At 68.7% G+C, this 18,293-nt stretch carries 17 protein-coding genes; 10 read left to right on the top strand and 7 right to left on the bottom strand.

All coding sequences use genetic code 11. The features are described 5' to 3' along the window. Window positions 1-63: 63 nt before the first annotated feature. A complete protein-coding gene (locus Ari01nite_RS44690; RefSeq protein WP_203790279.1) occupies window positions 64-1,209 on the top strand; it encodes an NHL repeat-containing protein in 1,146 nt (381 codons plus the stop codon). Further along, entirely contained in the window at window positions 1,209-1,907 is a 699-nt protein-coding gene (locus Ari01nite_RS44685; protein ID WP_203790277.1) for a LamG-like jellyroll fold domain-containing protein, read from the top strand. Before Ari01nite_RS44690 ends, Ari01nite_RS44685 begins: the two co-directional genes overlap by 1 nt. Here the strand turns inward: Ari01nite_RS44685 and Ari01nite_RS44680 are convergent. After that, window positions 1,904-2,470: a DUF1707 SHOCT-like domain-containing protein gene (locus tag Ari01nite_RS44680; protein WP_239163552.1), complete on the bottom strand. Its 567-nt coding sequence runs from the start codon at window positions 2,468-2,470 to the stop codon at window positions 1,904-1,906. The genes Ari01nite_RS44685 and Ari01nite_RS44680 overlap by 4 nt on opposite strands. A 302-nt stretch (window positions 2,471-2,772) precedes the next feature. On the opposite strand from Ari01nite_RS44680, the gene Ari01nite_RS44675 reads away from it, so the two are divergent. Together Ari01nite_RS44675 and Ari01nite_RS44670 are read left to right on the top strand one after the other, a co-directional pair. Then, a complete protein-coding gene (locus Ari01nite_RS44675; RefSeq protein WP_203790275.1) occupies window positions 2,773-3,519 on the top strand; it encodes a DUF6082 family protein in 747 nt (248 codons plus the stop codon). Window positions 3,520-3,619: 100 nt separating this feature from the next. Continuing rightward, complete coding sequence (locus Ari01nite_RS44670; RefSeq protein WP_203790273.1) at window positions 3,620-3,862, top strand: hypothetical protein; 243 nt, start codon at window positions 3,620-3,622, stop codon at window positions 3,860-3,862. A gap of 4 nt (window positions 3,863-3,866) precedes the next feature. Here Ari01nite_RS44670 and Ari01nite_RS44665 read toward each other — a convergent pair whose 3' ends face one another. From Ari01nite_RS44665 to Ari01nite_RS44640, 6 genes are all read right to left on the bottom strand, one after another. After that, window positions 3,867-4,472: a LutC/YkgG family protein gene (locus Ari01nite_RS44665; RefSeq protein ID WP_203790272.1), complete on the bottom strand. Its 606-nt coding sequence runs from the start codon at window positions 4,470-4,472 to the stop codon at window positions 3,867-3,869. Then, complete coding sequence (locus Ari01nite_RS44660) at window positions 4,469-5,896, bottom strand: lactate utilization protein B (RefSeq protein ID WP_239163551.1); 1,428 nt, start codon at window positions 5,894-5,896, stop codon at window positions 4,469-4,471. Before Ari01nite_RS44660 ends, Ari01nite_RS44665 begins: the two co-directional genes overlap by 4 nt. Window positions 5,897-6,011: 115 nt before the next feature. Further along, the gene (locus tag Ari01nite_RS44655; protein WP_203790271.1) at window positions 6,012-6,737 is read right to left on the bottom strand and encodes a (Fe-S)-binding protein; all 726 of its coding nucleotides are present in this window, start codon (window positions 6,735-6,737) and stop codon (window positions 6,012-6,014) included. Window positions 6,738-6,748: 11 nt separating this feature from the next. Further along, window positions 6,749-8,149: a rhamnulokinase gene (locus Ari01nite_RS44650; RefSeq protein WP_203790270.1), complete on the bottom strand. Its 1,401-nt coding sequence runs from the start codon at window positions 8,147-8,149 to the stop codon at window positions 6,749-6,751. Beyond that, window positions 8,146-10,176, bottom strand: a complete 2,031-nt coding sequence (locus Ari01nite_RS44645) for a bifunctional aldolase/short-chain dehydrogenase (protein ID WP_203790269.1) — start codon at window positions 10,174-10,176, stop codon at window positions 8,146-8,148. Before Ari01nite_RS44645 ends, Ari01nite_RS44650 begins: the two co-directional genes overlap by 4 nt. A gap of 709 nt (window positions 10,177-10,885) precedes the next feature. Further along, window positions 10,886-11,920, bottom strand: coding sequence for a LacI family DNA-binding transcriptional regulator (locus Ari01nite_RS44640; RefSeq protein WP_203790268.1), 1,035 nt, complete (start codon window positions 11,918-11,920; stop codon window positions 10,886-10,888). Window positions 11,921-12,089: 169 nt separating this feature from the next. On the opposite strand from Ari01nite_RS44640, the gene Ari01nite_RS44635 reads away from it, so the two are divergent. The 6 genes from Ari01nite_RS44635 to rhaI are packed head-to-tail and all read left to right on the top strand — an operon-like array spanning window position 12,090 to window position 18,246. Continuing rightward, complete coding sequence (locus Ari01nite_RS44635) at window positions 12,090-13,595, top strand: sugar ABC transporter ATP-binding protein (RefSeq protein WP_203790267.1); 1,506 nt, start codon at window positions 12,090-12,092, stop codon at window positions 13,593-13,595. Beyond that, on the top strand, window positions 13,592-14,635 hold the full coding sequence (locus tag Ari01nite_RS44630; RefSeq protein WP_203790266.1) for an ABC transporter permease: 1,044 nt from the start codon (window positions 13,592-13,594) through the stop codon (window positions 14,633-14,635). Before Ari01nite_RS44635 ends, Ari01nite_RS44630 begins: the two co-directional genes overlap by 4 nt. Further along, complete coding sequence (locus Ari01nite_RS44625) at window positions 14,628-15,653, top strand: ABC transporter permease (protein WP_203790264.1); 1,026 nt, start codon at window positions 14,628-14,630, stop codon at window positions 15,651-15,653. The genes Ari01nite_RS44630 and Ari01nite_RS44625 overlap by 8 nt, the downstream gene beginning before the upstream one ends. A 10-nt stretch (window positions 15,654-15,663) precedes the next feature. After that, window positions 15,664-16,731: a rhamnose ABC transporter substrate-binding protein gene (rhaS, locus tag Ari01nite_RS44620; protein WP_203790262.1), complete on the top strand. Its 1,068-nt coding sequence runs from the start codon at window positions 15,664-15,666 to the stop codon at window positions 16,729-16,731. Between the two features lie 18 nt (window positions 16,732-16,749). After that, complete coding sequence (locus Ari01nite_RS44615; RefSeq protein ID WP_203790260.1) at window positions 16,750-17,073, top strand: L-rhamnose mutarotase; 324 nt, start codon at window positions 16,750-16,752, stop codon at window positions 17,071-17,073. Between the two features lie 6 nt (window positions 17,074-17,079). Further along, window positions 17,080-18,246, top strand: a complete 1,167-nt coding sequence (gene rhaI, locus Ari01nite_RS44610; protein WP_203790258.1) for an L-rhamnose isomerase — start codon at window positions 17,080-17,082, stop codon at window positions 18,244-18,246. The last annotated feature ends 47 nt before the right edge of the window (window positions 18,247-18,293 follow it).

Here is an 18,293-nt window from a genome sequence, read left to right as displayed (position 1 = left end):
CACGCTTGTATAGTCTCCGCAACCCCGCGCATCCTCAATGCCGGGACGTGCGTTTAGCTCGGCGTGCGAATTTCAGAGCAGGTACGCCGCGTAGCCGTCGCCGGCGTCGCGGCCCTAGCGGTCGGCGCCGCCGCACAGCCCGCCGCCGCCGCGGTCGGATCGACCGCTCGGCAGGCACCGTCGTTCAACGGATCGGTGTACGCGATCGCGTACCGCGCCAACACCGTTTACGTGGGCGGCTCCTTCACCAGCACCAGCGTGGGCGGGCGCACCGTGGCCCGGGAACGGCTGGCCGCCTTCGACGCCCGCACCGGCGCGCTGCTGGACTGGGCACCGCGCGCCGACGGCACGGTCCGGGCGCTCGCCGTCGCCGAACACGCGGTCTATGCGGCCGGCGACTTCGGCCGGGTCTCCGGGCACGCCCGGGACTCGATCGTCCGGCTGGACGCCGCGTCCGGCGCGGTCGGCACGTTCCGGCACGGCATCGACGGCAGCCCGCGGTCCCTCGCGGTCGGCAACGGGCGGCTCTACCTGAGTGGCGCGTTCACCCGGGTGGACCGGCAGGTGCGGTCGCGGCTGGCGGCGTTCTCGTTGAACACCGGGGAGCTGGACGCGACCTGGAAGCCGAGCGCGGACAACACCGTCTACTCGCTGGCGTACGCGGACGGCAAGGTCTATCTGGGCGGCAGCTTCCACCGCACCAACAACACCCGCTCCACGTTGCGGTTGTCCGCTGTGGACGGCAGCACGGGCGCGCTGGACCAGAGCTTCCGCCCGTCGGCACCCGCGGTCGTCTACTCGGTGGCGGCCGACGCGACCGGGGTCTACGCCGCGATGGGCGGGCAGGGCGGCCGGGCCGCGGCCTACCAGCGGTCCACCGGTCAGTCCCGCTGGACCCGGGTCTTCGACGGCGACGTCCAGGCCATCGCCGCGCTGGACGGCACCGCGTACGTGGGCGGCCACTTCGACCGGGCCTGTACGACGAGTGCCACCGGCGCGTACGGCACCTGCACGGACGGTTCGGTGTCCCGGGTGAAGCTGGCCGCGGTGGCCGGCGACGGCTCGCTGGCCGGCTGGGCGCCGCAGGCGAACGGCGTCGTCGGGGTGCGCACCGTCGCGGTGCACCGCGATCACGGGTCGGTTGCCGTCGGCGGTGACTTCACCACGATCGGCGGGCAACCCCAGCGGCGCTACGCGTCGTTCGGCTGATGCGCTCGGTTCTGTTGGCGATGGCGATGGCGACGGCCGCCACCGCCGGTGCCGAGGCGCAGGCGGCTCCCGTGGACGCCGTCCGGTACAGCTTCGACGGTGCCACGCCGTTCGCCGACGTCACCGGCAACGGCCACGACCTGAGCCCGGTGAGCCGGCACGGGGGCGCCATCACCACGGTCGCGCGGGCCGGGGGCAGCGCACTCGCGTTCCCGCCACCGTGCCGCGTCGAACCCTGCCCACGGATCGCCCTGCGTACGGTCACCACCGACGAACTGAACCCGGGACGCCGCCCGATCCGCTTCGGCGCGTCGGTCCGCCTGTCCGCCGACCAGACCACGACCGGCGAGAACGTGCTGCAGAAGGGTTACTCCGCGGTGGGCAGCCAGTACAAGCTGCAGATCGACGGCGTGGCCGGCCGGCCGAGTTGCGTGCTGGTCGACGACCGCCGCCCGCAGATCCACCGCGCGGTGAGCATGGTGGGCGTGGCCGACGGCCGCTGGCACACCCTGGAGTGCCGCCGCGCGGGCGCGTCGCTCACCCTCCTGGTCGATGGCGTACGCCGCAGCGTGGCCACGGTGCCGGCCGACCTCAGCGTGCGGAACCGCATCCCGCTGAGCGTCGGCGGCAAGGGCTCGTTCGCCGACAACGACCAGTTTCAGGGAATGCTCGACGAGGTGTGGGTCGCGATCGGTTAACTCGGCCTGGGAAGGCTGTACGGCTTGGAGACCACCTCGACCGAGCTGAACCAGGCGGACACCGCGATCCGCACCTCGGGCGTGCCCGGCACCCGAGGCACCGGCGCCAGGTGCAGCTTGCTGGACGAGAACACCGCCGCGCCGGTCAGGTCGACCTCGACCCCTTCCGGCACAATGATCTTCACTTCGCCGAACGCGCAGAACCCGCCGATCTCGATGACGCTCTGATCGGTGAGCACCTCACGCAGATCAAGCTCGGTAGCCCCGAACATGGTCCGCAGCCCGAGCCGCCGATCCCGCAGCCGCCACCGCCCGCGCCGCTTGTTCTCACTGAAAATCGTGAAGACGCTCTCCACCGTCCGAGCCGACCCGACAATCGGCGTAGGTGCCAGCCCCGCCGTGGCCCGCACGAGTTCGTCGCCGGTCTCGGCGGCCCACACCGCCCCCACCCGCACCCCGAACTCCTCGAGCGTCAGACGCCCTTCACCGCAGGCCCGCTGAAGCAACTCGGCTGCCTGCTCCCGCTCGCCATCAGACGGCGGCATCCGCACCGGATCTCCCACGTCGCCGACCCTAGCCGAGATCCAGAGCCGGCGCTGTACCGCAATATGAAGGAACGGTCGACTTAGGGATCGTTAATGGTCTTGAACGGTGGCTGACAGCTACCCATCAATCTGCCATGTGGCGGTTATCAAGCTGGGATATCACTCATGCGACCGCCGTAGCTTTTCTTGACTTCTGGCCCCACCATAAGCGTGAGGGCCTCCCCTCGTTCGACACCGCATGCAATCTCGCTGGAGGCGGCTACCACACAAACGGATCAGGTCGGGGCCCTGCCCGACCGGCCGGGCAGGAGGTCGGGACGATGGGCGACAAAAGACATCCACAACGGACTGCCGCCTTCACCCGCCTGCCCTTCTTGATCCTCGGGACCGCACTCCTGACTGCCGTCGTACTTCTGTCGGGCGTCGGCCTTGCCGCCATCGTGGGCCAACGCGGGACAGCGGAGAACTGGGGCAGATTAAGCGATGTAGGTCAGACGTTCGGTGCACTCAGCTCGATAATCAGCGGCTTTGCGCTATGTGTTGTGGTGGTTACCGCCCATACCCATCTCCGCGAGTTGCGACGCAGCGCTTCAGCCGATCTGAGTTCTCTGCACCTGGAGATCCTGAGGATGAGCATCGACGACGAGGAACTAGCCGAGGTCTGGCCCGCCTTCGAGCCCGGCCTCTCCCCTAAAGAAAACCGCCAGCTTCTCTATGCCAATATCATCTATCAATTTCAGTGGACATCTCTGAAGCTCGACAACGCCGACAACGAGGCCGTTCTCCGCACCTTGGAGTATCTATTCACCAGCCAAAAGATACGGCGGTACTGGGCAGCCGCCGCACGAGCGCGTGAGTCTTTGGTACCCGGCAGTCCTGAGTACCTATTCGCCAAAGAAGCCGACAGAATATGCCGAGACTACAACGCAGTGGCGAGCAACAGCAGCAACGTCGAACAGAACGTGACGAATTACAAAGAATCGTCGGGCCGGTCGCCGCGCAAGCAGCCCAATGCAGCGACTCGATCGGAGCACCCGGGTTTGGGCAAAATCGTGTCGCCCAAATGAGCGTTTAAGTTGCCTGTTGCACGTCCGCATGAGATGCTGCCTCAAGGCAGCGCCGCCCGGTTCAGCCCTTTTGTCGGACTTTATTCAGGGGGCTGGCCGCATGGAGCCGAAGATCATCCGCAGACTCGGGTTAACACCTCGCGAGCGCGGCAGTCTCAGCAACGGCACCTGCCCCGATATTTTTGAGCTCGACAACGGCGACTTCGCCGTCATCGGCACTGACGCGACGGAATCCCTCGAGCAACATCTGCCACCGGACGCAGGCCGAGCGGACTACGAACGGATCGTGGTCGTCTCCCGGGCCACGCTTCTCGCGGCCAAAACTGACATTCCGGAACGATAGGTAGTCAGCCGAGCAGGATCACGTGCAGGTTGCGGGGGCCGTGCACGCCCTCCACGCGATTCAGCTCGATGTCGCTCGTCGCTGACGGCCCGCTGATCCACGTCAGCGGGCGGGTCGCGTCTAGCCTCGCCACTGCCTCCGGCACGGACTGCACCACCTGCTCCGGCCTCAGCACGCAAATGTGCAGATCTGGCAGCAGCGTGATGATCCGGCGCCCCTGGTCGGGCGAGGCGTCCAGCACGATCGTCCCGGTCTCGGCGACCGCCACCGCCGCGGCCGTCACCACGCCGTCGGCGGCCGCGATGCGGTCGGCCGGCAACGTGCCGTCGTCGACCAGCGGCTCGACTGCCGCGGGCAGCCAGGTGGTCGGCAACCCCGACGGCACGACCAGGACACCTGAGCCCTGAATCTCGGCGATCACGCTCGGCAGCGTCGCGGAATCCAAGGCCCGATGCACCGCGGCCTTGTAGTCGACCAGGCGCTCCACCAGCAGGTCCAGGTCGGCCTTGCCCTCGCCCCTCCGATAGTCGCGGGGGATCGGCGGGGACGGCGGCGCGTCCTCGCCCAGCGCCGCTCGGATCCGGCCCAGGATCAGTTTTTTGGAGTTCATCGCTTTGCCCACCAGTCCCGGAACGTCTGCGGTGGTGGCGCCGGCAGATCCCGGGACGCGGACCAGCCGTTGAGCGGCGGCGGCAGGCCCCGGCCGCGGCGGCCTACCAGGCGGGCCAGCTTGGCGGCGCGCTGGGCTCGGGCGTACAACCTTGGGTGTTTCATGATGTAGGCCGCAGCCGCCATCATGGCCGCCTCGGACCGCGGGTGTGGGGTCTCGTTGCGGAGGTGCACCAGGATCGCCGGGATGTCGATCTTCACGGGACAGGCGTCGAAGCAGGCACCGCAGAGCGACGACGCATACGGCAGCGAGGCGTTGTCGGCCACGCCGGTCAGCTGCGGGGACAGCACCGCGCCGATCGGGCCGGGATACACCGAGCCGTACGCGTGCCCGCCGGTCCGCTGGTAGACCGGGCACACGTTCAGACAGGCCGAGCACCGGATGCAGTGCAGCGCCTGGCGGCCCACCTCGTCGGCCAGCACCGCGCTGCGGCCGTTGTCGAGCAGCACCAGGTGGAAATTCTGCGGGCCGTCGCCGGGGGTCACGCCGGTCCACATCGAGGTGTACGGGTTCATCCGCTCGCCGGTCGACGCGCGCGGCAGCAGTTGCAGGAACACCTCCAGGTCCTGCCAGGCCGGCACCACCTTTTCGATGCCCATCACGGTGATCAGCGTGTCCGGCAGGGTCAGGCACATCCGGCCGTTGCCCTCCGACTCGACCACCGCCAGCGTGCCGGTCTCGGCGATCCCGAAGTTGGCGCCGGACACCGCCACCCGGGTGCTCAGGAACGTCTGGCGCAGGTATTGCCGGGCGGCGCCGGCCAGCCGGGGCGGGTCGTCGGTGAGTGACGGATCCACGCCGGGCATGGCGCGCAGGAAGATCTCGCGGATCTCGGCCCGGTTGCGGTGGATGGCCGGCACCAGGATGTGGCTGGGCTTGTCGTCGCCCAACTGCACGATCAGCTCGGCCAGGTCGGTCTCCACCGGGGTGATGCCGGCCTCTTCGAGGGCCTCGTTGAGACCGATCTCCTGGGTGGCCATCGACTTGACCTTGATGACTCGCTGCTCGCCGGTGGCCTGCACCAGCTCGGTGACGATCCGGTTGGCCTCGTTGGCGTCGGCCGCCCAGTGCACCACGCCGCCCGCGGCGGTCACCGCCGCCTCGAGTTGCTCCAGCAGGGCGGGCAGATTGGCCATCGTGTGCGCCTTGAGCGCCGAACCCGCCGAACGCAACTCCTGCCAGTCCGGAAGCTCCGCGATCACCCGGCCGGACTTGCCGCGGATCGTGGTGGTGGCGTGGTTGAGGTTGCGGCGCAGCTGCGGGTCGGCCAGCGCGGTGCGGGCGGCGACCGGGAACGGTTCATCGCCACGCAGGTGCCCAACACCGCGCGGAGCCCGAGCCGGCATCCCCAGAAAAGTCGTCACGTGAATGAGCCTCCCTTGTCACGCCGTCCCGCTCCAGTGCCATCGGTCATGACTGAACTTTCTTTGTCATGCCCTCCTGGCCCTCCGACCGCTTCGCTCACTCCGGTGCAGTCGGTCACGACTCTGTCGAGGCCAGGATCTCGGCCAGGTGCACCGTCCGGACCCCCGTGCGCAACCGGGACAATCCGCCGCCGATGTGCATGAGACAGGACGCGTCGCCGGCCGTGCACACGTCCGCACCGGTGCTCAGCACGTGCCGCATCTTGTCGGCGAGCATCGCGGTCGACGTATCCGCATTTTTCACAGAAAACGTCCCCCCGAACCCGCAACACTGCTCGGCCTCCGGCAACTCCACAAGATCCAGACCGCGCACCTTCCGCAGCAGCCGCAACGGCTTGTCGCCCACCCGCAGCACCCGCAACGAGTGGCAGGTGGGGTGATAAGTCACCCGGTGTGGAAAATATGCGCCGACGTCCTCGACACCCAGCACGTCCACGAGAAGCTCGCTCAACTCGTACGTCCTCGAAGCAACCCCGGAAGCGCGAGTCGCGAGACCGGCATCCCCCGCAGCCACCATCGCGTGCTGGTGGCGCACCGATCCGACACAGCTCCCCGACGGCGCCACGACCAGATCAAATTCTTCAAAAACCTTTACATGCCTTTGTACGAGTGGCAGGGCGTCCTTCTGATAGCCGGTGTTGATGTGCATCTGGCCGCAGCACGTCTGCTCGGTGGGAAAGACGACCTCATGCCCGAGCCGCTCCAGCAGGTGCACGGTCGCCTTCGCCGCCGCCGGAAACATGGTGTCGGCCAGGCAGGTGACGAACAGAGCGATCCGCACCGGCCGCCTCCCTAACCCGCGATCCGTTTGGCCGCGTGCCGCCAGGCGGACGCGTCACCGCGCGGCTCGTACCGCACGATCTGCTGAGTCTGCCGCAGAACCGCGCGCAATGCCGCCAGGTCGCCGCCGATCACCCCGGCCGCGCGGGCCTGCACCAGGATGTTGCCGAGCGCGGTGGCCTCCACCGGACCGGCCAGCACGGGCAGTCCGCAGGCGTCCGCGGTGAGCTGGCAGAGCAGTTCGTTGCGGGCGCCGCCGCCGACGATGTGCACCGCGTCGACGTCGCGGCCGGCGAGTTGCTGAGCCTGCTCGATCGCCCGCTGCTGGGCGAGCGCGAGACTGTCGAGGATGCAGCGGGTAATCACCGGCGGGCTGGGATCCTGGAGGCCGGCCGCTCGCACCAGCCGCCCGATCATGTCGCCGGGCGGCAGGAACACCGGATCGTCAAGATCCACGACGGACTGGAGCGCCTTCTCCCGCGCGGCCCCGCGGAGCAGATCCGTAATGTCGGTTGTGCCCCATTCACGCATGCACTCCTGCAACGGCCAGAGGCCCATCACGTTGCGCAGGTAGCGAATGGTCCCGTCGACGCCGCCCTCGTTGGTGAAGTTGGCCCGCCGGGACTCCTCGGTCAGCACCGGCTCCGGCAGCTCCAACCCGACCAGCGACCAGGTCCCGCACGAGATGTAGGCGAACCGCTCCCCCTCGGCCGGAACCCCCACCACCGCGGAAGCCGTGTCGTGCGATCCCACCGCCACGACCGGGGTCCCCGAGTGCTCGCCGATGACACTCCCCGGCCGACGGATCGGCGGGAACAACGACGGCCGCAAACCCACCCCGGTGATCAGCGGCAACGACCAGTCCCGGGTGTGCACGTCGACGAGTTCGGTGGTGGACGCGTTGGTGTACTCCGCGCCCAACTCCCCGGTCAGCCAGTACGCCAGCAGGTCCGGGATGAGCAGCACCTGCTGGGCCGCCTCGTACTGCGGCGTGCCGATCGCCGACACCAGCTGATAGATCGTGTTGAACGGCAGTTTCTGCAGGCCGGTGACCTCGTAGAGCCGCTCGTCGCCGAGAGTCCGCGCCACCTGGTCCGGCACGCCGTCGGTCCGCGAATCCCGGTAGTGCACGGGGTTGCCGAGCAGCGCACCCGACGAGTCCAGCAGCCCGTAGTCCACCGCCCACGAGTCGATGCCGATGCTCGCGACCGGGCCCGCCTTGGCCAGGCCGTCCAGCACGCCCCGATAGAGCGAAAGGATGTCCCAGAGCAGGGTGCCGGCGGCGCGGACCGGCTCGTTCGGGAACCGGTGCGCCTCGGTCAGCGCCAGCTCGCCCGGCCCGGCGCGGCCGACCATGACGCGCCCGCTGGACGCGCCGAGGTCGACCGCCGCGAACTCGGTCAACTTTGTCATCTCAGGAAGGCCGCAGCGACGCCGGCGTCGACCGGGATGTGCAGGCCGGTCGTGTGCGTCAGGTCGCCGCCGGTCAGGGCGAACACCGCGTTCGCCACGTGCTCGGGCAGCACCTCGCGCTTGAGCAGGGTGCGCTGCGCGTAGTACTCGCCGAGCTTCTCCTCCGGCACGCCGTAGACGGCCGCACGTTTCGCGCCCCAGCCGCCGGCGAAGATCCCGGACCCGCGCACCACGCCGTCCGGGTTGATGCCGTTCACCCGTACGCCATAGGCCCCGAGCTCCGCCGCCAGCAGACGGACCTGATGCGCCTGGTCGGCCTTGGTCGCCCCGTACGCGACATTGTTCGGTCCCGCGAAAATCGAGTTCTTGCTGGAGATGTAGATGACGTCGCCGCCCATCCCCTGCGGGATCATGATGCGGGCCGCCTCGCGGGAGACCAGGAACGAGCCCTTCGCCATCACGTCGTGCTGCAGGTCCCAGTCCTGCTCGGTGGTCTCCAGCAGCGGCTTCGAGACGGACAGCCCAGCGTTGTTGACCACCAGATCAATGCCGCCGAACGCGAGCACGGCGTCCCGCAGCGAGGCGGCGATCGCGTCCGCGCTCGTCACGTCGGCCGCGACCGCGAGAGCGACGTCGCTGCCGCCGATCTCTTTCGCTGTTTGTTGCGCCGCCGCGAAGTCGCGGTCGGCCACGACCACACAGGCGCCCTCGGCGGCAAGCCGGACGGCGATGGCCCGGCCGATGCCCGAGCCGCCGCCGGTCACGTACGCGATCCGGGTGGCCAGCGGCTTGGGCTTGGGCATGCGCTGAAGCTTGGCCTCCTCGAGCGCCCAGTACTCGATGCGGAACTTCTCGGCCTCGTCGATCGGCGCGTAGCTGGAGACGGATTCGGCCCCGCGCATCACGTTGATCGCGTTGACGTAGAACTCACCGGCCACCCGGGCGGTCTGCTTGTTGGCGCCGAACGAGAACATGCCCACGCCCGGCACGAGCACGATGGCCGGGTCGGCGCCGCGCATGGCCGGGCTGTCCGGTGCGGCGTTGCGCTCGTAGTAGCCGCGGTAGTCGTCCCGGTAGGCCGCGTGCAGTTCCTTGACCCGCGCCACGACGTCCTCGAGCGGCGCGTCCGGCGCGGTGTCGACCACCAGCGGCTTGACCTTGGTGCGCAGGAAGTGGTCCGGGCAGGAGGTGCCGAGCGCGGCCAGTTCCGGCATCCGCGCACTGTTGACGAAGTCGAGCACCACGTCGGCGTCGGTGTAGTGGCCGACCTGAGCCCGGTCGGTGGACGCGAGCCCGCGCAGCACCGGGAAGAGCGCTGCGGCCCGCTCCCGCCGCTCGGCCTCGCCCAGGCTCCGGTGCACGGCCGCACCGAACGGCTCCCGGTTGCCGTGCGAAGCCAGATAGTCGGCGGCCGTCTTGATGATCTCGAGCGAGTTGGCCTCGCACTCCGCGCTGGTCGCCCCCCACGCGGTGATCCCGTGCCCGCCGAGGATCACGCCGATGGCCTGCGGGTTGGCCCGCTGCACCGCCGCGATGTCGAGCCCGAGCTGGAACCCCGGCCGCCGCCACGGCACCCAGAGCACCCGGTCGGAAAAGATCTCCTTGGTGAGCGCCGGCCCGTCCGCCGCGGTGGCAATCGCGATGCCCGAGTCCGGATGCAGGTGATCGACATGCGCAACGTCAACCAGCCCGTGCATGGCCGTGTCGATACTGGGCGCCGCCCCACCCCGCCCGTGCAGGCAGTAGTCGAACGCCGCGACCATCTCGTCCTCGCGCTCCACCCCCGGATAAACGGCGGTAAGCGCCCGCAGCCGATCGAGCCGCAGCACGGCGAGCCCGCTCTCCTTGAGCGTGCCGAGGTCCCCACCGGACCCCTTGACCCAGACGAGCTCGGCCGAGTCCCCGGTAACCGGATCCGGAGCCGTCCCCTTGGCCGAGGTGTTCCCCCCGGCGTAGTTGGTATTCCGCGGATCGGCCCCGAGCCGATTACTCCGCTCCAGCAGCTCACGCACTGCGGGGTTAGTCATCGCGTCCTTACCCGTCATGAAACGTTTCACACATTGCGGCCAGATTACGGCCCCGCATCCCCCCGGTCAAGGCCCACCCGCCCACCAGACATAGACCCTCACCATCCCACCGCCTCGCCCCAACACACCGCACCGCCCGGCCCACCGCACCGCCCGCCCACTGCACCGCACCGCCCCCCGCACCGCACCGCACCGCCCACCGCACCGCCCACCGCACCGCACCGCCCACCGCACCGCACCGCACGGCCCACCGCACCGCCCAGGATCACCGCACCGCCCAGGATCACCGCGACCGATCCCATGCGCGATCACCGGCCGAAGTCCCTTGCCAGCTCAATGTCGAACTCGACCTTTTGGGCAGGCCCGACCGCTCGACTTCACCGTTCTTGCGACCGGCCTACCGACTTGCCACCGCGATGGTGTGTCCAAGAGCGGTTGTGTCGAGTTGGGGTTCCGAATGGGCTATCCGAATGGGCCGGAGTTCTACGAGATCTGGCAATCGTCGGTGCGTTACGGAGCAATGCGGCTTTTGTTCCAGGCGATTCCCCGAGCATGGAATGACTGTCCATTTTGCAGGACACGGTCCCACGATGCGGTTGCGAGGGCAGGGAACGGGCGCTCCCGCCAGGAAAGCACGCCCACCCGGGATTCCGCGATGCGGCCGCCGATACCGGCCTGTGCTCCTGGCGCCCGCCTGTATGACGACGGGCTAGGGCTGGCGGGGACGGGTGGCGGTGGAGGCCCGGGCCACCAACTCGGGGGTGAAGAAGAGCTGTTGGTGGCGGTGTTTCGGGTTGGAGGCCTCGTCCAGCACCAGCTGGGCGGCCGCTCGGCCCAGTTCCTGGCGGGGCTGGCGGACCGAGGTCAGGGGCACCGCGGCGGCGGCGGCGAATTCGATGTCGTCGAAACCCACGATGGCCAGGTCGTCGGGGACTCGCAGGCCGGCGCCGATGCTCTGTTGCAGCAGGCCCAGGGCCAGCAGGTCGTTGGCGCAGAAGGCCGCGGTCGGGCGGCGGCGAGCGGGCAGGCCGGCCAGGCGTTCGCCGGCGGAGCGTCCTTCGGCGACGGTCAGGGCCTCGGTGGGCAGGTGGATCAGGTCGTCGGGGGATCGGCCCAGCTCGTCCCAGATTTCTCTGGCGCCCTGCCAGCGTTCGCGGACCTGGCCGATCGAATCGGGGCCGCCGATGAACGCCACCCTCATGTGGCCCTGCTCGACCAGGTGCTCGACCGCTATCCGGCCGCCGTGCACGTCGTCGACCGCCACCGAGCAGCAGCTCTCGTCGCCGCGGCGGCGGTCGACGATCACCAGGGGCAGGCCGCGGCGGGAGAGTTCGTCCAGGTAGGTCGCCTCGGGGTTGACCGGGGTGATCAGGATGCCCTGTACGCGTTGCTGGAGCAGGCGGTCCAGGTGGACCTCCTCGCGTTCGGCCCGGCTGTTGCTGTTGCAGATGAACAGGGACAGGTCGGCGTCCTCGGCGGCCAGTTCGATGCCCTGGGCCACGTCATGGAAGAAGGGGTTGTTGCCGTCGAGCATCACGTACGCCAGGGTGCGGCTCGTGCCGGCGCGGAGCTGGCGGGCCGACTCGTTGCGGACGAAGCCCAGTTCGGCCATGGCGCGTTCGACCCGCTCGCGGGTGCGCGTGCTGACCACCTCGGGGCGATTCATCACGTTTGAGACCGTGCCGAGCGAGACACCGGCGGCGGCGGCCACGTCCTTCACGGACGGCGTCCTGCCGTTCAGCACTCGAACCTCCTGTTGAAACGTTGAAGCAGCATCTTACGGTACCTATCCGCAGCGCGGCCGCCGTGTTTCCCGAACGTTTCTATCCAACGCTTGACATGTGTGATTGGGGCCACCTACGTTCTCCGTACGGCCGCTGAAACATTTCAACTCCCCGGTCTGGAGGTGGCTCGTGGCGGAGGCAACTGCCCTGCTCGAGGTCCACGACGTCACGAAATCGTTCGGCGCGGTCGCGGCGGTGCAGGGCGTCAGCTTTCCGTTGTACGGCGGCGAGGCACACGCGCTGGTCGGGGAGAACGGTGCCGGAAAATCCACGATCGTCAAAATGCTGGCCGGTGTGCACCGGCCGGACACCGGCACCTTGCGAGTGAACGGCGCCGACGCCGAGTTCCATGGACCGGCCGACGCCAAGGCCGCCGGCATCGCGGTCATCTACCAGGAGCCCACCCTCTTTCCCGACCTGTCGGTGGCCGAGAACATCGCGATGGGCAACCAGCCGCTGACCCGGCTTCGCCAGATAGACCGCAAAACCATGCACGCGAACGCGGTACGCCTGTTCCGGCGACTCGGCGTGCACCTCGACCCGACCCGTCCGGCCCGCGGCCTGTCGATCGCCGACCAGCAACTCGTCGAGATCGCCAAGGCGCTGTCGAGTGAGGCGCGCATCCTGATCATGGATGAGCCGACGGCCGCACTGTCCAGTGTCGAGGTGGAACGCCTCTTCGCCGTGGTCCGGTCGCTGCGCGACGAGGGCGCCGCGATCCTGTTCATCTCACACCGGTTCGAGGAGATCACCGCGCTCTGCGAACGGATCACGATCATGCGGGACGGTAAGCACGTCACCACCGAGCCGCTGGCCGGCCTCTCGGTCGACGACATGATCCGCCGGATGGTCGGCCGTGACCTGAGCGCCCTCTTCCCCAAGCAGGAGGTCGAGCCCGGCGAGGTGATGCTCGAGGTCGACGGCCTGTCCCGGGAGGGCGTCTTCCGCGACATCTCGTTCTCGGTCCGGACCGGCGAGATCGTCGCGCTGGCCGGGCTGGTCGGCGCCGGCCGGTCCGAGGTGATGCAGGCCGTCTTCGGCGTAGATCCCTACGACCAGGGCACCGTCAAGGTCGGCGGCAAGCGCCTGAAGCCGGGCTCGCCCCGCGCCGCGATGGCCGCCGGGATGGCCCTGGTTCCCGAGGACCGCCGCCAGCAGGGCCTGGTCATGGAACTCTCGATCGAGCGCAACGTCACCCTCCCCCGGGCCCGCAAGCTGGCCCGCCTCGGCCTGTTGTCAGGCGGCGCCGAACGCGAGGCCGCCGCCACCTGGACCGAGAAGCTGCAGACCAAGCTGGGCCGCCTGTCCGATGCGGTCGGCACGCTGTCCGGCGGCAACCAGCAGAAGGTCGTGCTGGCCAAGTGGCTGTCCACCGGCCCGCGGCTGCTGATCGTCGATGAGCCCACCCGCGGCATCGACGTCGGCACCAAGGCCGAGGTGCACCGGCTCATGTCCTCGCTGGCCGCGGACGGCATCGCGATCGTCATGGTGTCGTCCGAACTGCCCGAGGTGCTCGGCATGGCCGACCGGGTCGTGGTGCTGCGCGAGGGCCGGGTCGCGGCGACGCTGACCCGCGCCGAGGCCACCGAGGAGTCCGTCATGTACGCCGCGATGGGTCAGGAGGCTGCGGCATGAGCACCGACGTCGCGGCGGACGCGCCGGCCACCGCGCCGGAGCCGCCGCGAGGCGGCAGGCGCGGCGCCGGCCTGCTGAAGACCCGTGAACTGGGCATCGTGCTGGCGCTCGTGGTCCTCGTCGCCTACACCGCGATCGACAATCCGCGCTTCCTCTCCGGCCAGAGCATCCGCGACAACCTGCTCAACACCGCCATCCTCGCCGTCATGGCGGCCGGCCAGGCGGTCGTGGTGATCACCCGGAACATCGACCTGAGCGTCGGCTCGGTGCTCGGCCTCAGCGCGTTCACCGTCGCCACCCTGATGAGCCAGAACCAGGGCCTGCCGATGATCGTGGCGATCCTGGTGGGTCTCGGCGTCGGTGCGGTCTGCGGCCTGGTGAACGGCGTGCTGGTCCGCTACGGCAACGTCCCGGCCCTCGTGGTCACGCTCGGCACCCTCTACATCTATCGCGGCGTCACCTACTCCTGGGCCGGCGGTTCGCAGGTGAACGCCGACGAGTTGCCCCGGCACTTCCTCGGCTTCGCGAATGACGACCTGCTCGGCGTACCGTGGCTGGTTTTGATTGCTCTTGTCGTGGTCGGCGGTGTCTCGCTGGTGATGCGCAACTACCGGGTGGGGCGAGAGCTGTACGCGATGGGCTCCAGCCCGCCGGCCGCCGAGCTGGCCGGCATCAAGGTCGCCCGCAACCTGCTCGGCGCCTTCCTGCTCAGCGGCGCGCTGGCCGGTCTGGCCGGGGTGCTGTTCGCGGCCCGGTTCGGCACGGTCGACGCGGCCGCCGGCACCGGCATCGAGCTGAACGTGGTGGCCGCCGTCGTGGTCGGCGGGGTCGCGGTGTTCGGCGGCAGCGGCACGGTCTGGGGCGCGGGCCTCGGCGCCCTGCTGCTCACGGTGATCGGCAGCGCCCTTGCGGTGCTCGACATCAACCAGTTCTGGCAGCAGGCCATCGTCGGCGCCCTGATCATCCTGGCCATCTGCGCCGACCGGCTGGTGGCGGTCCGGATCGCCCGCTCGCTGCGAAAGCGGGATGCACATGTCTGACATCGATCTCGATCGGGCGACCACGCGGAACCGCGGGGTGCCCGGCTGGCTCGCCACCTGGGACGCCGCCGTCATCGTGCTGACCGTCGTCGTGCTGATCGCCGCCTCGTTCGCGGTGGAGAATTTCGGCACCAGCCGCAACTTCACGTTCCTGGTCCTCGACCTGCTCCCGATCATCCTGGTCGCACTGCCGATGACGATGATCATCGTGACCGGCGAGATCGACCTGTCGGTGGCCAGCACGCTCGGCCTGACCAGCTCGCTGATGGGCTGGATGTGGAACAACGGAATGTCGATGGAGACGATCATCCCGCTCTGCGTGGCGATCGGCGCGGTGCTCGGCGCGTTCAACGGCTTCCTGGTCACCGGCCTGGGCCTGCCCTCGCTCGCGGTCACCATCGGCACCCTGGCGCTCTACCGCGGGCTCGCGTTCGTGGTGCTCGGCGACGGCGCGGTGGCGGATTTCCCGTTCGCCTTCACCGGCTGGGTCACCGGAACGATCGGCGACGGCCCCGTACCCAATGTCTTGATTTTGATTGTGGTCCTTGCCCTGATCTTCGGGGTGGTCCAGCACGCCACGCCGGTCGGCCGGTCGCTGTACGCCATCGGGGCCAACGCGCAGGCCGCGCACTTCTCCGGGATCCGGGTGGCCCGCACCAAGTTCTGGCTGTACGTGGCCAGCGGCGCGGTGGCCGGCCTGGTCGGTGTGCTGTGGACCCTGCGTTACTCCAGCGCCCGCGCCGACAACGGTGTGGGCCTCGAACTCGCCGTGGTCGCGGCCGTCCTGCTCGGCGGCGTCTCGATCTTCGGTGGGAAGGGCAGCCTGCCCGGCGTCCTCGCCGGTGTGGTGCTGCTGGCGGCACTACAGAACGCGCTGCGCCTGGAAGACGTCTCCGGGCAGGCGCTGAACATTGTCACGGGCACCCTGCTCGTGCTCTCCGTCCTCCTCCCCAACATCGTCAAGGCGGTCCGCGGCAACTGGCAACGGCGACGACTGCGCCAGTCCGCGGCCCACTAAGGAGACGTGCATGCTTCGTCGTCAACTTCTGGCCGTCAGCGCGGCCTCCCTCATGGTGTTCGGTGCCGGCGCGTGCGGTGGCACAACCAAAGACAGCAATTCCGGTACGGGTTCCGGCCCGCAGACCGGTGCGAGCGCGGACGCGAACGCCAAGCTCAAGGAGGGCCTGAAGATCGCGTACCTGCCCAAGCAGCTCAACAACCCGTACTCGGACGTCGAGACCAGCGGCGGCGAGGTGGCGGTCAAGGAGCTCAAGGGCGAGTACAAGAAGGTGGGCCCGAACGACGCGTCGGCCTCCTCGCAGGTCAGCTACATCAACACGCTGATCCAGCAGCAGCAGGACGTCATCGTGATCGCCGCGAACGACCCGAACGCGGTGTGCCCGTCGCTCAACCAGGCGCGGGCTGCGAAGATCAAGGTCGTCACGTTCGACTCGGACGCGTCGAAGGACTGCCGGGACGCGTTCATCAACCAGGCCACCACCGAGGGCATCGGCCAGTCGCTGGCCAAGATGGCCCTCGAGCAGGCCGGCGGCGAGGGCGAGATCGCGGTGCTGTCCGCCACGCCGAACGCCACTAACCAGAACGCCTGGATCAAGGTCATGACCGAGGAGCTCAAGAAGCCGGAGTACGCCAAACTCAAGCTGGTCAAGGTCGCCTACGGCAACGACGACGACCAGAAGTCGTTCCAGGAGGCACAGGGTCTGCTGCAGTCGTACCCGAACCTCAAGGTGATCGTGGCGCCGACCACGGTCGGCATCGCGGCGGCGGCCCGCTACATCTCGTCGTCCTCGTACAAGGGCAAGGTGCAGGTCACCGGCCTGGGCCTGCCGAACCAGATGCGCGAGTACGTCAAGAACGACACCGTCAAGAAGTTCGCGCTGTGGAACCCGGCCGACATCGGCTATCTGGCCGGGTACGCGGGCGCCGCGCTCGCCTCGGGCCAGATCACCGGCGCCGAGGGCGACAAGTTCAGCGCCGGCAAGCTGGGCGAATACACCATCGGCAAGGACGGCGAAATCGTGCTCGGCCCGCCCACCGAGTTCACCGCCGCGAACATCGACCAATTCAACTTCTAGTTTCTACGAGGACCGCACATGCGCTACTGCTTCAACCTTCAGGTCGATCCCGACCGGTTGGACGAGTACGTGGAGCGGCACAAGGCCGTGTGGCCCGAGATGCAGGACGCACTTCGGGCCACCGGCTGGCGCAACTACTCCCTGTTCCTCCGCCCCGACGGCCTGCTCATCGGGTATGTCGAAGCGGACGATCTAGTGGCGTCGCAGGCGGCAATGGAGGCGCTCGACGTCAACACCCGGTGGCAGGCCGAGATGGCGGAGTTCTTCGTCGGCACCGCGCCGACGGAGGGATTCCCGCTGTTGACCGAGGTTTTCCACCTCGAAGACCCCGAAGAGAAGTGATCCCTCATGGCTGACCTCGCCGCAGTCAAACGCGCCCTGACCGCGCAGCGCATCGAGACGCCGTCCTGGGCGTACGGCAACTCCGGCACCCGGTTCAAGGTGTTCGCCCAGCCCGGCGTCCCCCGCAATCCCGAGGAAAAACTCGCCGACGCCGCCGAGGTACACCGCTACACCGGAGTCGCGCCGGCGGTCGCGCTGCACATTCCATGGGACAAGGTCGACGATTACGCCAAGCTCAACGCCTACGCCGAGTCGCTGGGCATCGAGATCGGCGCCATCAACACCAACGTCTTCCAGGACGACGACTACAAACTCGGCTCGGTCACCAATCCCGATCCCCGGATCCGCCGCAAGGCGACCGATCACCTGCTCGAAGCCGTCGACATCATGGACCAGACGGGTTCCCGCGACCTGAAGCTGTGGTTCTCCGACGGCCTGAACTACCCCGGCCAGGACGACCTGCGCAACCGGCAGGACCGCCTGGCCGCCGCGCTGCGCGAGACCTACGACCGCCTCGGCGATCACCAGCGCATCCTGCTCGAGTACAAGCTTTTCGAGCCGGCGTTCTACGCCACCGACGTGCCGGACTGGGGAACGTCGTACGCCCATTGCATCGAACTGGGCGAACGGGCCACCGTCTGCATCGACACCGGCCACCACGCACCCGGCACGAACATCGAGTTCATCGTCGCGTTCCTGCTCCGCCAGAAGAAGCTCGGCGCGTTCGACTTCAACAGCCGCTTCTACGCCGACGACGACCTGATGGTGGGTTCCGCCGACCCGTTCCAGCTGTTCCGCATCATGTACGAGATCGTCCGCGGCGACGCCCTGAACCCGGCGTACGGCATCAGCTTCATGCTCGACCAGTGCCACAACATCGAGCGCAAGATCCCCGCGATCATCCGCTCGGTGATGAACGTCCAGGAGGCAACGGCCAAGGCCCTGCTGGTCGACCGCGACGCGCTGACCCGGGCCCAGGACGCCGGCGACGTGCTCGAGGCGAACGCGGTGCTGATGGACGCCTACAACACCGATGTCCGACCGCTGCTGGCCGAGGTCCGCACCGACGCCGGCCTCGACCCCGACCCGATCGGCGCGTACCGCCGCAGTGGCCACGACGAAAAAATCATCGCCACCCGAGTGGGCGGCAACCAGGCCGGCTGGGGCGCGTAACCGACATTGGCCGGTGAATGACGATGGCTGCCACCTCCGGTGGCAGC

This window comes from Paractinoplanes rishiriensis, from assembly GCF_016862375.1.
In the GTDB taxonomy this organism is placed as follows: domain Bacteria; phylum Actinomycetota; class Actinomycetes; order Mycobacteriales; family Micromonosporaceae; genus Actinoplanes; species Actinoplanes rishiriensis.
Note: the sequence above shows the minus strand (reverse complement) of the source record. Positions and strands in the feature narration are given on the sequence as shown.

Excerpts from the sequence above, each read along its gene's own strand:
- Ari01nite_RS44685 (WP_203790277.1), top strand. The coding sequence starts at position 1,209 with ATGCGCTCGGTTCTGTTGGCGATGGCGATGGCGACGGCCGCCACCGCC.
- Ari01nite_RS44675 (WP_203790275.1), top strand. The coding sequence starts at position 2,773 with ATGGGCGACAAAAGACATCCACAACGGACTGCCGCCTTCACCCGCCTG.
- Ari01nite_RS44670 (WP_203790273.1), top strand. The coding sequence starts at position 3,620 with ATGGAGCCGAAGATCATCCGCAGACTCGGGTTAACACCTCGCGAGCGC.
- Ari01nite_RS44665 (WP_203790272.1), bottom strand. The coding sequence starts at position 4,472 with ATGAACTCCAAAAAACTGATCCTGGGCCGGATCCGAGCGGCGCTGGGC.
- Ari01nite_RS44650 (WP_203790270.1), bottom strand. The coding sequence starts at position 8,149 with ATGACAAAGTTGACCGAGTTCGCGGCGGTCGACCTCGGCGCGTCCAGC.
- Ari01nite_RS44645 (WP_203790269.1), bottom strand. The coding sequence starts at position 10,176 with ATGACTAACCCCGCAGTGCGTGAGCTGCTGGAGCGGAGTAATCGGCTC.
- Ari01nite_RS44630 (WP_203790266.1), top strand. The coding sequence starts at position 13,592 with ATGAGCACCGACGTCGCGGCGGACGCGCCGGCCACCGCGCCGGAGCCG.
- Ari01nite_RS44625 (WP_203790264.1), top strand. The coding sequence starts at position 14,628 with ATGTCTGACATCGATCTCGATCGGGCGACCACGCGGAACCGCGGGGTG.
- rhaS (WP_203790262.1), top strand. The coding sequence starts at position 15,664 with ATGCTTCGTCGTCAACTTCTGGCCGTCAGCGCGGCCTCCCTCATGGTG.
- Ari01nite_RS44615 (WP_203790260.1), top strand. The coding sequence starts at position 16,750 with ATGCGCTACTGCTTCAACCTTCAGGTCGATCCCGACCGGTTGGACGAG.
- rhaI (WP_203790258.1), top strand. The coding sequence starts at position 17,080 with ATGGCTGACCTCGCCGCAGTCAAACGCGCCCTGACCGCGCAGCGCATC.